15 protein-coding genes are annotated in these 13,512 nt (G+C 63.4%); 9 read left to right on the top strand and 6 right to left on the bottom strand.

The genetic code is table 11. The features are described 5' to 3' along the window. Positions 1 to 73: 73 nt before the first annotated feature. From FJW08_RS33415 to FJW08_RS29905, 4 genes are read left to right on the top strand one after another with little or no spacing between them, the layout of a single operon-like run. Positions 74 to 274 (top strand): hypothetical protein, encoded by a 201-nt coding sequence (locus FJW08_RS33415; protein WP_318013010.1) that lies wholly within the window; start codon positions 74 to 76, stop codon positions 272 to 274. 3 nt (positions 275 to 277) lie between these two features. After that, complete coding sequence (locus FJW08_RS29915; RefSeq protein ID WP_140813448.1) at positions 278 to 970, top strand: response regulator transcription factor; 693 nt, start codon at positions 278 to 280, stop codon at positions 968 to 970. Then, positions 961 to 2,577, top strand: coding sequence for an ATP-binding protein (locus tag FJW08_RS29910; protein ID WP_140813447.1), 1,617 nt, complete (start codon positions 961 to 963; stop codon positions 2,575 to 2,577). The genes FJW08_RS29915 and FJW08_RS29910 overlap by 10 nt, the downstream gene beginning before the upstream one ends. Before the next feature lie 25 nt (positions 2,578 to 2,602). After that, the gene (locus FJW08_RS29905; RefSeq protein WP_140813446.1) at positions 2,603 to 3,769 is read left to right on the top strand and encodes an FAD-binding oxidoreductase; all 1,167 of its coding nucleotides are present in this window, start codon (positions 2,603 to 2,605) and stop codon (positions 3,767 to 3,769) included. Positions 3,770 to 3,874: 105 nt separating this feature from the next. Here FJW08_RS29905 and FJW08_RS29895 read toward each other — a convergent pair whose 3' ends face one another. The 5 genes from FJW08_RS29895 to FJW08_RS29875 all read right to left on the bottom strand — a co-directional run bounded on the left by FJW08_RS29895 (position 3,875) and on the right by FJW08_RS29875 (position 6,585). Continuing rightward, positions 3,875 to 4,711 (bottom strand): DUF72 domain-containing protein, encoded by an 837-nt coding sequence (locus FJW08_RS29895; RefSeq protein ID WP_140813445.1) that lies wholly within the window; start codon positions 4,709 to 4,711, stop codon positions 3,875 to 3,877. 67 nt (positions 4,712 to 4,778) lie between these two features. After that, positions 4,779 to 5,267, bottom strand: coding sequence for an SRPBCC domain-containing protein (locus tag FJW08_RS29890; protein WP_140813444.1), 489 nt, complete (start codon positions 5,265 to 5,267; stop codon positions 4,779 to 4,781). 43 nt (positions 5,268 to 5,310) lie between these two features. After that, entirely contained in the window at positions 5,311 to 5,757 is a 447-nt protein-coding gene (locus FJW08_RS29885) for an SRPBCC family protein (protein ID WP_140813443.1), read from the bottom strand. Beyond that, positions 5,757 to 6,074: a metalloregulator ArsR/SmtB family transcription factor gene (locus tag FJW08_RS29880; protein ID WP_140813442.1), complete on the bottom strand. Its 318-nt coding sequence runs from the start codon at positions 6,072 to 6,074 to the stop codon at positions 5,757 to 5,759. Before FJW08_RS29880 ends, FJW08_RS29885 begins: the two co-directional genes overlap by 1 nt. 85 nt (positions 6,075 to 6,159) lie before the next feature. Next, the gene (locus tag FJW08_RS29875) at positions 6,160 to 6,585 is read right to left on the bottom strand and encodes a GNAT family N-acetyltransferase (protein ID WP_140813441.1); all 426 of its coding nucleotides are present in this window, start codon (positions 6,583 to 6,585) and stop codon (positions 6,160 to 6,162) included. A 154-nt stretch (positions 6,586 to 6,739) separates the two neighbouring features. On the opposite strand from FJW08_RS29875, the gene leuD reads away from it, so the two are divergent. From leuD to FJW08_RS29860, 3 genes are all read left to right on the top strand, one after another. Then, positions 6,740 to 7,345 carry a 3-isopropylmalate dehydratase small subunit gene (leuD, locus tag FJW08_RS29870; protein WP_140813440.1) on the top strand — a complete coding sequence of 202 codons (606 nt, stop codon included), beginning with the start codon at positions 6,740 to 6,742 and terminating at the stop codon, positions 7,343 to 7,345. Positions 7,346 to 7,399: 54 nt separating this feature from the next. Then, positions 7,400 to 8,308: a hypothetical protein gene (locus tag FJW08_RS29865; RefSeq protein ID WP_140813439.1), complete on the top strand. Its 909-nt coding sequence runs from the start codon at positions 7,400 to 7,402 to the stop codon at positions 8,306 to 8,308. 351 nt (positions 8,309 to 8,659) lie between these two features. Beyond that, positions 8,660 to 9,664, top strand: a complete 1,005-nt coding sequence (locus FJW08_RS29860; RefSeq protein WP_140813438.1) for a L,D-transpeptidase — start codon at positions 8,660 to 8,662, stop codon at positions 9,662 to 9,664. A 162-nt stretch (positions 9,665 to 9,826) separates the two neighbouring features. Here the strand turns inward: FJW08_RS29860 and FJW08_RS29855 are convergent, their stop codons facing one another. Next, positions 9,827 to 12,487, bottom strand: a complete 2,661-nt coding sequence (locus FJW08_RS29855; protein WP_140813437.1) for a tetratricopeptide repeat protein — start codon at positions 12,485 to 12,487, stop codon at positions 9,827 to 9,829. Between the two features lie 242 nt (positions 12,488 to 12,729). Between FJW08_RS29855 and FJW08_RS29850 the strand changes: the two genes are divergently transcribed. Beyond that, entirely contained in the window at positions 12,730 to 13,113 is a 384-nt protein-coding gene (locus FJW08_RS29850; protein WP_140764854.1) for a RidA family protein, read from the top strand. A gap of 13 nt (positions 13,114 to 13,126) precedes the next feature. After that, on the top strand, positions 13,127 to 13,474 hold the full coding sequence (locus FJW08_RS29845) for a VOC family protein (RefSeq protein WP_140764851.1): 348 nt from the start codon (positions 13,127 to 13,129) through the stop codon (positions 13,472 to 13,474). The last annotated feature ends 38 nt before the right edge of the window (positions 13,475 to 13,512 follow it).

The following is a 13,512-nucleotide window of genomic DNA, read 5'->3' as shown; positions in this document are numbered from 1 at the left end:
AATCTTCCGACGTTATCCCTAGCGCTTGATGCCTGCTGTTTCATCGATTTCGCAACGCTGATCGCCAATTACAATGTCGAGCACTCCCCTCGAAATGACCGGCCAGGGCATTCCCCTCGACGCCTGGTATCCGCGCTCGCTCGGTCCGGGCGCGTTTCCCGGGCTGGAAAACTGGCGGAGCTGGAGTTTTCGCGACTGGCGCCTGCTTCGCTATCTCGACAGCAGGCGGCCGATCGTTACTCCTGGCATCGCAGAACCTGTGCCGGGCCGCTGACCGATGCCGCATCACATCCTCGTTGCCGACGACGACCCGCATATCCGCGAAGTGATCTGCTTCGCGCTGGAAAAGGCCGGCATGAAAACGGCTGCCGTGTCCGATGGCGCCGCCGCCCTGCAGGCGATCGAACGGCGCACACCGGACCTTGTCGTGCTCGACATCGGCATGCCGGAGATGGACGGGCTGGAGGTCTGCCGGCGGCTGCGCCACACGTCAGATGTGCCGGTGCTGTTCCTATCCGCCCGCGACGAGGAGATCGATCGCATCCTCGGGCTCGAAATGGGCGGCGACGACTATGTCACCAAACCGTTCAGCCCGCGCGAACTGGTCGCCCGGGTCAACGTCATCCTGCGGCGCGCCCGCCCGGCGGCACCCGAACCGGCCGACGACCGGCAATTTATCCACGGCAAGCTCACGCTGATGCCGGCCAGCCATGGCGCCGGCTTCGATGGCAAGCCGCTTGCCCTGACCGGAATAGAATTCTCGATCCTGAAAGGGTTTCTGGCGCGGCCCACCCATGTGCTCGATCGCGACGCGGTGATGGCCAATGCCTATGCCGGCAAGATCCATGTCGCCGACCGCACCGTCGACAGCCATATCCGCAACATCCGCGCCAAGCTGGCGGCGGTCGGGTGCCTGGATGCCATCGAGACCGTGCATGGCGTCGGTTTCCGGCTCGGCCGATGCGGCTGACCACTTCCAGAAAATGGATGGGCGGCAAGTGGATCGGCCGCAAATGGCGGCCGCGCCTCGCCACGGTCGTCGTCGCCATCCTGATGCTGGTGATGGCCCTGCCGCTGGTCGGCCTGTTCTTCTTTCGCCTCTATGAGAACCAGCTGATCCGCCAGACCGAGGCGGAGCTGATCGCGCAAGGGGCGGCCATCGCCGCCATCTATGCGCAGGAGGTGCACGACGGCGGCATTTCGCCGGAAAAGCTCGGCGCGCCAATCCCGCCGGCCAACGGCAGCGCGAGCCGAGGCGCCAATCCCGATTCGCCTTATCGGCCGATCGAGCCGCAGCTCGATCTCGCCTCGGATTACGTGCTTGCGACCCGGCCGGCGGGGATGCCCGCCACGGCCGATCCCACCTTTGCCGCTATCGGGGCGCGCCTGTCGGGTATTCTCGATGCGACGCAGAAAACCACGCTGGCCGGCTTCCGGCTGCTCGATCCCACAGGCGTCGTCATTGCCGGGCGCGACGAGGTCGGGCAGTCGCTTGCCGGGGTCGAGGAGGTGCGTGAGGCGCTCGCCGGGCGCTATGCCAGCGCGCTCAGGCTACGCATCCCCAACCAGCCGGCGCCGCCGCTCTATTCTGTCAGCCGCGGCACCAGGGTGCGCGTCTTCGTCGCCCTGCCGGTTGCCGTCGACGGCAAGGTCGCCGGCGTGGTCTATGTCTCGCGGACGCCCAACAACATCATAAAACATCTCTATGGCGAACGCGGCAAGGTGACAGCGGCGGCGATCGCCATCCTCGGCGGCACGCTGCTCATCGGCCTCGTCTTCCTGCGCACCGTCAGCCGGCCGATCTATGCACTGATCGACCGCACACAGCGCATTGCCGCCGGCGAGCGCGACGCGATCCGGCCGCTCGACCACCACGGCACGCGCGAAATGGCCGAATTGTCCGCTGCCTTCCTCGACATGGCGGAGAAACTGCAGGCGCGCTCGGACTCGATCCAGACCTTTGCCACCCACGTCTCGCATGAACTCAAATCGCCGCTGACGGCGATCCAGGGCGCTGCCGAACTGCTGCGCGATTCCGGCTCGGCGATGGACGATGACGAGCGGCGGCGCTTCTCCGACAATATCGTCACCGATGCCGGGCGGCTCAATTTGCTGGTCCGCCGGTTGCTCGACCTGGCGCGGGCCGAAAACCTCGCGCCGAGCGGCGAAAGCACCTCGGTTGGTGCGGCGCTGGCGCTGCTTCCCCTCGACACCAGGCCGGCGGTTCGGGTCGAGGCCGGCGGCGATCTGGCTTTGCGCATCTCGGCCGAGAACGGAGCAATCGTGCTTGGCAATCTCATCGACAATTCCGCCAGGCACGGCGCGACGCAAGTTTCGATTATTGCCGCAAGCGCCGGCGGCAAGGCGACGGTTGTGGTCAGCGACGATGGCGCCGGCATTTCGCCAAGCAACCGGGCGCGCATCTTCGAGCCATTCTTCACCACGCGCCGCTCTACCGGCGGCACCGGCATGGGCCTCGGCATCGTGCTGGCCCTCCTGAAAGCGCACGATGGTACGATCCGACTGGTTGACTCCGAGCGCGGCACGCGCTTCGAGATCACTTTGCCGGTCGCGTAAGACGGACGGCGGATCGGAGAAAAAAGTGCGCTACGACATCGTCATCATCGGCGGAGCCATCGTCGGCTCCTCGGTCGCCTACTATCTGCGCGAGGAGGGTTTTTCCGGCTCAATCGCGCTGATCGAGCGCGACCCGCAATTCGCCCATGCGGCGACGACGCTGTCCATGGCCTCGATCCGCCAGCAATTCTCGATTCCGGAAAACATCCGCCTGTCGCAATTCACGCTGAGACTGTTCCGGCGGCTGAAGGAAGAATTCGGTGCGGACGCCGATATCGGTTTTCGCGAAGGCGGCTATCTCATCCTTGCCGGCGAGGCCGGGCTGCCGATCCTGAAGGCCAATCACGCGGCGCAGGTCGCCGAGGGCGCCGACATCCTGCTCGAGGACGCCGACCAGCTGACGCGCCGCTTCCCCTGGCTGTCGGCCGAAGGCATCACCGCCGGCGCCTATGGCCGGACAGGCGAAGGCTGGTTCGACGCCCATGCCATGCTGATGCTGTTCCGCAAGGCGCTGCGGCAGAAGAGGATCGACTTCATCAGCGCTTCGGTCACCGGCATCGAGCGGCAAGGCGACCGCGTTACCAGCGTCAGCCTCGACAATGGCGATCGGATCGAGGCCGGCACCGTCATCAACGCCGCCGGACCGAATGCCGGCAAGGTCGCCGCCCTTGCCGGGCTGGCACTGCCGGTCGAGCCGCGCAAGCGCAACGTCTTCGTCTTCGAGGCGCGCGAGAAATATGCCGACATGCCACTGCTGGTCGATCCCTCCGGCATCTATGTCAGGCCGGAAGGCCAGGTCTACCTCACCGGCGGCGCCGAGCCGGAAGAAGGCGACGGCCCGGCCGACCCCGGGGATTTCGACGTCGACTGGCCGCTGTTCGAAGAGGTGATCTGGCCGGTGCTGGCGACCCGCATCCCGGCCTTCGAGGCCATCAAACCGACCCGCGCCTGGGCCGGGCACTACGACTACAACACGCTCGACCAGAACGCGGTGATCGGCCCGCATCCCGAGGTCACGAATTTCCTGTTCGCCAACGGGTTCTCCGGCCACGGCCTGCAGCAGGCGCCTGCGGTCGGCAAGGCGCTGGCCGAGTTTTTGGTGCATGGCGGGTATCGGACGATCGACTGCTCTGCGTTCGGGTATGGACGCGTCGCTGAAGGGCGGGCGTTTCGGGAGTTGAATGTGATTTGAGGGAGCAAGAACGATTGATGCCGGCGGGACAGCGCCCCCCTCTGTCCTGCCGGACATCTCCCCCTCAAGTGGGGAGATCGGATGTGGCGACGGTTTCGCGAATCTTCAACGTCGAAGAGAACGCGCCGGCATCAAAGCTACCAATCTCCCCCCTTTTTGAGGGGGGGATGCCCGGCAGGGCAGAGGGGGGCGCTGCCCCTCCAGCGTCTGCGCCATCATCGCGTCAACCTTAAGTGCGTTGCCGAGCGCATGGCCGGCGGCCGTGTTGTCGAAGATGCCCCAGACCTCGGCACCGGAAGCCGCCTCCTCCTCCATTTGCCGGCTAAATCGATCGAGGCTTTCGTCGTCGTAGTCCGAGTAATAGACGCGCGGCGCGCCATGCCAGCGGAAATAGGCAAGGCCGGGCCAGCCGCCCGGCGCTGCGGCCGCAGGCACCGGAGTCGGGTCGGCGGCGACACGCGCGATCCGGCGATTGGCCAGAAGCGCTTCGGCGTCCGGTTCGAACCAGTTGGGATGGCGCGGCTCACAGACCAGCCTGGTTTGCGTTCGCGTGCTCAGCATGTCGAAGAAACCGCTCGCGACATCCGGCTCGAAGGGCAAGCTCGGCGGGAGCTGCACCAGAAGCACGCTCAGCTTTGCACCGAGACCTTCGACCTGCCGGAGAAAGCTTTCCAAAAGGTCGTCACCGCAGTCGACGAGACGGCGCTCATGGGTGATGGCCTTCGGCACCTTGACGGCGAAGCGGAAGTGCTCCGGCACGGCGCGTGCCCAGCGCTCATAGGTCTCGCGGCGGTGCGGCTTGTAGAAGGACGTGTCGATCTCGACGACCGGAAAGTGCCGGGCGTAGCGTTCTAGATGCGACCCGGGTTGCGGAAAATCATTCTTGCATCGTGTCGGAATGCCCCAGCCGGCCGTGCCTATGAAACATGCCTGTTTTCCCATGCGTGGGATGTGGGCCGAATGAGGTGTGGGTCAAGGACAGAGGCTGCGCAAAGCAACGACCTGCTGCTCACGCCGCCAGTCTTCCGGCCTCGACATGCGCTTGAAGCCAGGCCAGCACCCGCGCCCACCCCTCTGCATGTTCGGCCGCCGCCTCGTGCAGCCCGGCGAAGCCGCCATGGCAGATGGTGAGGCGCGTGCCCCTGGCAATCGGCTGCAGCAGCCAGGCTACCGTGGTTTGCCGCCGGCCAAGCGTGGGATGGTCCCATGCATAGGCCCGCGTCTGTACGATCCGGCGCGGTGCTTCGATCTCGACGAATTCGCCGCTCGCCGGCAGGTCCGTGCCGTCGGCCGTGCGGACAATAACGTTCCAACGGCCGCCGACGCGCAGGTCGGCCGACCAGTCGACCATCCGGTAGGTGTCGGCTGACCCCCACCATTGCTCGACTTCCTTGCCGACCAGCGCCTCGAAGATGCGTTCCGGCGGTGCTTCCATTTCGGCGGACGCCATGACGGTGTCGCCGTTGGTCATGCTCCGCACCCTGAGAGCGTGCATCATGGATATCTCCACATCAAATTCGTTTCGCAGTCGAAACGAGCCTTCAGTTTTTTGACGGCGGGCGTTCGAACCCCTGGCCGGTCTCGAGCAGGCTCTTCAGGCTGGCCAGCACCAGCGGCCAGCCCTTGGCGACATTGCCGATCAGCCTGTGCGGCCCGTCCGCTTCATGGGTGACGGCGAGCTTCATCAGTTCGCCGTCCTGCTCGATGGTGAAGGTGCAGCGTGTGTAGCCGTCTTCCCTGACCTCGGGCATCCATTCATTGCGCCATTTTATGACCAGGCGCCGTGGCGGGTCGATTTCGAGGATCTCGCCGCTGTCGGCGACACGCCCGTCGGGGAAGATCAGCTTCCAGCTGGAGCCGACTTTCCACTCGCTCTCCTGATAGGAGCAGAGGAAGAACTGCCGGTTGAACTCCGGGTCGGTCAGCGCCTCCCAGAGTTTTTCGGCCGTGGTGCGAATATAGGTCACGTAAACGAAGCTGTTGCTCATCAGTCTTCCCTTTCGAGGCGTTTCTTCAGATCGCTGAGGGCGGTCAGCCGCCCCCGCTCGAATTTGCCGATCCAGCGTTCGGCGATCTCGTTGATCGGAACCGGGTTGAGATAGTGCTCTTTCTCGCGTCCCTTGCGGATGGTGGTGACGAGGTTTGCTTCCTCCAGGATCGCCAGGTGCTTGGTCACCGCCTGCCGGGTCATGGCCATCTCAGCGCACAGCGCATTCAGCGTCTGTCCATTTATGGCATGGAGGCTGTCCAGCAATTGCCGGCGTGTCGGGTCCGCCAGCGCGCGAAAGACTGCATCCATGCTCATGCCTCTAATATGCAACCATTTGATTGCATGTCAAGCGATAAGATCGCGCGCCGTTGCCGGCCGTAGGCGGCAACAGGAGAAGAAATCAGCGCTTGCGGGAGATCCAGAAGGCGTCGGGCATGCGCTGCATGCCGATGCGTTCGTAGAAGCCGACAGCGTCGGGCACCGAAATCAGGCTGATGGCGACCGACGGTCCGAGCTGCCGGGCCACCTCGTCCATCAGCCCCTTGCCGATGCCCAGGCCTTGCGCCTTGGCCGAGACGGCGAGATCGGAGATGTAGCAGACCCAGGAAAAGTCGGTCAGGCAGCGGGCGACGCCAATCAGCGGCGCGGCTTCCATGTCGAGACGGGCGGTCACGATCAGGTTGGCGCCCTCCAGCATCGCCTTCAGCCTTGCCTCGTCATCGACGGGCCTGACCTCGCCGAGACCGGATTCCACCAGCACACGGCGGAATTCGGGAATGCCGAGCGCTGGTTCGCGCGCGTAGAGGACGTGGGAGTCTTCTGCCATGGGACCAGACTGCACCATCGGGCGGTGAATTCGAAGCTGTTTTGTGCGGCACCTTCGTGCCGGCGCGCGCAAACAGTTGCCTTTTATTTGGCCGCGGCTTTGTGTAAACCGGGCCTCAGAAAATCCCCCGCAACGAAAAACACGGGCCAAAGCCATGGAAAAATTCACCAAGCTCACCGGCGTCGCCGCTCCCATGCCGATCGTCAATGTCGACACCGACATGATCATCCCGAAGGATTATCTCAAGACGATCAAGCGCACCGGGCTTGGCACGGGCCTGTTCGCCGAAATGCGCTACAATGACGACGGTTCGGAAAATCGGGATTTCGTGCTCAACAAGCCGGCCTACCGCAAGGCGCAGATTCTCGTCGCCGGCGACAATTTCGGCTGCGGCTCAAGCCGGGAGCACGCGCCGTGGGCGCTGCTCGATTTCGGCATACGCTGCGTCATCTCGACCTCGTTCGCCGACATCTTCTACAACAACTGCTTCAAGAACGGCGTGCTGCCGATCACCGTCAGCCCCGAGGATCTGGAGAAGCTGATGGATGACGCTTCGCGCGGCTCCAACGCCACTCTGTCGGTCGATCTCGAAGCCAAGGAAATCCGCGGTCCGGACGGCGGCGTGGTCAAATTCGATCTCGACGACTTCAAGCGGCACTGCCTGCTCAACGGGCTCGACGATATCGGCCTGACCATGGAAAAGGCCGGCGCCATCGCCTCGTTCGAGAAGAAGAACGCCGAACTGCGCCCCTGGGCGTGAGCGGCGAATAGACCGGTCCTTTCGGGCCGAGCGGCGACCGAGGGAGGGACAGTCATGAGACATCAGCTTCTTGCCGGCGTTTGCGGGCTGGCCTTGTCGGTGGCGCCCACCGCGTTTGCGCAAACGCAGACCCAGACACCCCCTTCGGCGGAGAAGCCGGCTGCTGACACGGATACCGCAAACGCTGCCGATGACGACAAGCAGGCGCCGATCCCGTTCGAAGGCGGCCAGCTGACCATCACGCAGCCGGAGCAGGACGGCGAGAAGGTGCTGTCCTATGACGGCAAACAGCTGGCCAGCAACTATGACGTCTTCTTCGACAAGATCGTCAAGATCGGTGACGTCAACGTCGCGCTGATCGATGTCGGCGATGGCGGCAACCAGTGCGGTCCGGCCAAGGTGATCGTCTGGAAGCCGCAAGGCGGCGAGATCCAGAGCACCACCGTGGAGCAGGACGAGTGCGGCGCGCCGCCCTCGGCGGTGTCCGACAGCGCCATCTATTTCGTGCCCTATTTGCTGCCCGGTGACGAGAAGCCGGCCTTGCAATGGTCGCCGACCACAGGGCTGACCATTTCAGGTAATCTGACCTACGTGCCGCAGCCGGGCACCGACTGGAAGGATATCGACCCGTCGAAATACGACAACATCATCGACGCCTTCCACAACGAGGCCGTCTACAAGGAAGCCGAAAAGCTGCTCGGCAAGGACATGCCCGACATGGCGACCAGCCTGCTGGTCGGCGGCGGCACGGAAAAGACCGCGTCCGGCGCTTTCTACGCCAGCGGTTGCGTGCCGCATGATTGCGGCGGCAATGACGGCTTCATGGCCGTCGACCCGGCTAAGCACCAGCTCTACTTCGCCCGCCGCGGCGACAATGGCCAACCGAACGCCTGGCCGGCGCTAACGACATGGCCGGCCGATGTGAAGGAAGCGCTCGACAAGGCGCTGGGGTCGGCGAATTAGCTAGAGCATTTCCGGCGAAAACAGGGTCAAGGGGCCACCGCGGACCGGGACAGTCGGTCCCGGGTCCCGTCCTGCGGCCGGCGCTATGCTGACGCTCCTACGGCTGTCCTGTTCACCGTCCGCAGGGGCGAATTTCCTCCGGCCTATGCGCGACAACCGTCCACTGTTGCGGACGCTCGCAGGACTGCGGTTTGTTCTTCCTTTGAGGGCCGCCGGTCGCCGGCACGGAGATCGAGGATAGCCTTCTGCCCAAACCGCGTCAGCGGCAATATTCGCTGGGACAAATGGAACCAGATCGGCCGCGCCGCGTCATAGAAGCAGCTTCGCGCGGCAGTGCCTGGAGTAACATTGATGGTCAGGCTCGTTCTTCTGGCGCTTGTTTTGTTCGCCTTCGCATCTGGCGCCACGGAGGCGGCAAAGCTGGACGCAGCCGCCGTCAACGATGCTCAATTCAGCGATGACGCACCGAAGGGCGCCGATGCGACCACGCTGAAGGCACAAATCCTTTTGGATCGCGCGCGGTTCTCGCCTGGCCTCATTGACGGCCGCCAGGCGGAGAACTTCACCAAGGCGGTCCGGGCCTTTCAGGCGGCCAACGCGCTGCCCGCCGATGGCAAGCTCAACCGGGAGACCTGGGACAAGCTCGTCGCAACCTCACCAGGCGCGGTTCTCGTGAATTACGAGCTGACGCGCAAGGACGTGCGTGGACCGTTTACCAAGCGCATTCCGGCCAGTATGGAAAGAATGGCTCGCCTGCGCAGGCTCGGCTATCGCAGTTCGCTGGAACGGATCGCAGAGCACTTCCACATCAGCGAACAATTGCTACGGAAGCTCAACTCGGGCGTCAGCTTCAGGACGGCGGGCGCAAAGTTGCTGGTGCCGGCTATCGACCGAGGCGATCCGCCCTCGGCCGTTGCCAGCGTCGAGGTCGACAAGGCCGCGCGCCAAGTTCGCGTTCTCGACAATTCCGGCAAAGTGGTTGCGGTCTACCCCGCCTCGATTGGGAGCGAAGAGAAGCCGGCGCCGAGCGGCGAGACACAAGTCGTACGCGTGGTCCACAATCCCACCTATCACTATGATCCCCACTTCGCCTTCAAGGGGGTAAGAACCAAAAGGCCCTTCACCATCGCCGCAGGGCCGAACAATCCCGTCGGATCGGTGTGGATCGACCTATCCATTGAAAGTTACGGAATTCACGGCACGCCCGAACCAGCCAAGATCGGGAAGACCTTTTCGCATGGTTGCATCAGACTGACCAATTGGGATGCCGAAGACCTCGCCCTTGAGGTGCAGAAAGGCACAAGGGTCGTCTTCACCGGAGAAACGGCTGAATCGGCCAATGGCCAACCCGGCTGACGCATGGCGGGCAATGCAGACCCCCTGAGCCGGTGCCGCAGGTAGAGCACCTCACGGTAGCGGGCGCGCGAGATCTTCAATGTCAAAATCGATTGCGGCGTTTGCCGCTCGGAGCCGGCCATGGGCCGGCCGAAGCTGCTCGCAATCCCAACCGGACAAGCTTTAGTTTGCGCCGAGGCTCAACGCCTTCTTGCGGTCGGCCTCGGCACGCTTGTGATTGCCTTTTGCCTCCCAGGAGCGGCCTCGGAAAGTGTAGGCATCGGCATAGTTGGGGTAAAGCTTGATCGCGTGATTGAAGTTGGCGATTGCGCCGTCGTGATCGCCCGCGCGTGCCTGCACGAGACCTCTGCCGAAGTAGCCGCCCGGACCGTTCCGATCGATCTGGATCGCCATGTCGAAATCCGCCAGAGCGCGCTTCGGATCGCCTTTGGCCATCCAGACGATACCGCGTTCGACACGCATTTTGGCAACGCCCGGACTAAGGCTGATAGCTTTGTCATAGTCTGCTATGGCGCCGTCGTAATCGCCGATGGTCATCCGGCTGATCGCTCGAGCGTGGAAATGGAGGGGGTAGGTGGGATCGAACTCGATTGCCTTGCCGAAGTCGTCGATGGCACGTTTGTGGTCGTTCTTGGCCGTCCAGGCAAAGCCACGTGCGGAATAATAGCTGCTGTTTTTTGGCTCGATCGCGATCGCGCTGCCGTAGTCCGTTATGGCGCGATCGTAATTGCCCTTCTGCCCCCACGCGAGACCGCGATATCCGAAAGCCTCCGCATCGTCGGGTTCGAGCGCCAACGTCTGATCGAATTTGGCGATCGCAAGGTCGTATTGACCCTTGTTGTACAGGGCTATGCCACGCTTTTTGGCGTTGTGCGCCGTTGCTGCGGCCCCGGTCGTTGGCGTCTGCTTGTCTGCCGCTCTCGCAGCAGTCGCATCATCGCGCTCCTTGCGGGCATTGGTGTAGTTTGGATCGAGGCGTAGAGTCTCGTCGAGATCGGCGATGGCGCGGTCGTATTGTTTCTTCCTGTTCCAGCAGAATCCGCGATTGAACCATGCTTCCGGATCCGTTGGCCGCAGCCCGATCACCTTTGTCGAATCGGCGATGATGCCATCGCAATCGTGTTTTACAGCGCGGGCCCGGCTGCGTAGCACATAAGCGTCGGCATTGGCCGGTTGCAACGAAATGATGGTGCTCAGATCCGCAATGGCGCGGTCGATCTTGCCCTTCTGCCGCCAGATGGCGGAACGGTAGAAATAGGCGTCGATCGACTTTGGATCGAGCTTAATCGCGTTGTTGTAGTCGGACAGCGCCCGGTCGAGGTCGCCCTTCAACGCAAAGGTGAAACCGCGCAAGGTATGGGCGCCGGCATTGGATGGGTCGGCGGCTACCGCCATGTCGTACTGCTCGATCGCGCGGTCGAATTGATTTTGGGAGCGCCAGATCGTGCCCTGCTCGATAGCGTCCTCGACGATTTTGTTTCGAGCCTGACCGGCAGGCTTGGTTGCCGCGGCTTTGTCTTTCGCCGCCACGGCCATCATTCGGCCCTTGCGGGCAAGCGCCATCCCGGGGTCGAGTTTCAGCGCCTGATCGAAATCGGCAATTGCCCGGTCGTAGTCAGCTTTGTCGATGAAGGCGCTGCCACGTCCGAAATAGGCCGGCGCGTAATTGGCATCGAGCTCGATGGCGCGGCTCAAGTCGGCTATGGCGCGATCCGGCTCATTCTTTTTGGTCCACGCGACGGCACGGCCGATGTAAACGTCTGAATAATCGGGATTAAGTTCGACTACCCTGTTATAATCCTCGATCGCCGCGTCATACTTTCCCTTGTCGACCAGCGCGATGCCTCGCCCGACATAGGCCGAGACATCTTTCGGATCGAGCGCGATCGCCTTGTTGTATTCGGCGATCGCACGATCATATTTGCCCTTGTGGTAGAAGGCATAGCCGCGATCGACGAAAGCCCTGAGCTTCTTCGAGGGTGGTACAATCGCATTCGCGCCGGCGCCGCCTTTGGCCTGGACCGCCAGCGCCGCGTTGCGGGCGGCCGCGTAGTTTGGATTGTGCGAGTCGAGTTTTGCCGCCTGGTCGAAGTCGGCAACGGCCTCGGCATAGTTCTGGCCGTCGGCTTGCACCATGCCGCGTCCGTAATGGCTGGCGGCGTCTTTCGGATCGATCTCGATCGCCACTGAAAAAGCCTCGATCGCTCGCTTGAGGTCGCCCGTGGCGTACCAGGCCGCTCCGGAACAGAAGTAGGCGCCGCTCGCTTTTGGATCGAGCCTGGCGGCCCCGATGCAATCGGCAAGCGCGCCGACCGCGTCGCCCGCGGCGGCCTTGGCCATGCCACGGCGCATGAGCGGCGCGGCCATATCCGGAACCATAGCGATGGCCTTGTCGTAGTCGGCGATGGCGCGGGTATAGTCGTTCTTGCCGTCAAAGGCCCTGCCGCGACCGAGATAGGGAAGCGGGCTCTCAGGAGCGATCGCGATGGCCTCTTCGTAGGCCTTGATCGCTTCGTCGTACTTACCCTCGTGCGCGAGGCTATCGCCTTTGGATACCGCGACCAGGACGCGGGGATCCGCATCGTCGATCAGCTTCGCCAACTTCGAATCGACAGGCGGAATATGTTCGCTCGCGCTCAGCTTGGCCGCGGGCCGGGTCTCGGCCTGGGCGGCCGCAGCGGCGCTCTGTCCGTTCGCCGCGTTGTCGGCGAGCGTCGTCGTGGTCGCCACGCCGAGCACTGCAATCGCGGTCAGCGCAGAGGACGTCCAGAGCAAAAGAATTGAAATAGCAGCGCGCGCCAGCGCGCTCGTTCGGCGTGACATGGTCTAATGCTCCCCCCGGAGTTGCTGCGACGGCCCTTGCGGTTACTATACAGTTCTGTTTTTGTTCCCAAATGCAAGCAGAAATTGCAATGCCGCCACCGCCGACATCCTTGCTATGGAGTCCTGGAAGAGCATGGCGGGAAAGGGGCTGGCCCGGTCCTGCACCGCCGATCCATTCGCATTGGCCCATGGCAGGATCGGCGTTTTCGCCACAGAGTAGCTGCAACAATGCGAGGTCCCTCATGCGCAAGCTCATCTCGACCGGTTCGCCTTTCGAGAAAACCGCCGGCTATTCGCGCGCCGTGGTGCAGGGCGACTGGTGTTTCGTGTCCGGGACGACCGGCTACGACTATGCCACCATGACGATGCCGGAGACGGTCGAGGCGCAGACGCGCAACTGCCTGGCGACGATCGGCAAGGCGTTGCAGGACGGCGGCTTCGAGATGTCAGATGTGGTGCGAGCGCATTACTACATCACCGACCAGGCCTTCGTGGACGTGGTCTTCCCGATCCTCGGCGAGACATTCGGCGACATCAGGCCGGCGGCGACGATGATCGTGTGCCGGCTCAACAAGCCGGAAATGAAGATCGAGATCGAGGTGACGGCGCTGCGGCGGACAGCCTGAGAGGACCAAGACGATGAAGGTCCGGCGCATCGTGGCCAATGTCGAGACACAGGATGCGGCGGCAGCGAGACGTTTCTACCATGACGTGCTCGGCCTCGACATCCTGATGAACCAGGGTTGGATCGTGACGTACGGCTCTGGGGAGATGATGCAGGTGCAGGTCAGCTTCATGGCGCAAGGCGGGTGTGGCACGCCGCCGGACCTGTCGATCGAGGTCGACGATGTCGATGCGGCACTCGAGGCCATGAAGGCGGCCGGTTTCGCCGTCGAATACGGGCCGGCCGATGAACCCTGGGGCGTGCGGCGCTTCTATGTGCGCGATCCCTGCGGCAGGCTGGTTAATATTCTCTCGCATCGGTGATGGCGTGTTCCGTGGGGCAGTAACTTGGATATGCCGGC

This window comes from Mesorhizobium sp. B3-2-1, from assembly GCF_006439515.1.
Classification (GTDB): domain Bacteria; phylum Pseudomonadota; class Alphaproteobacteria; order Rhizobiales; family Rhizobiaceae; genus Mesorhizobium.
Note: the sequence above shows the minus strand (reverse complement) of the source record. Positions and strands in the feature narration are given on the sequence as shown.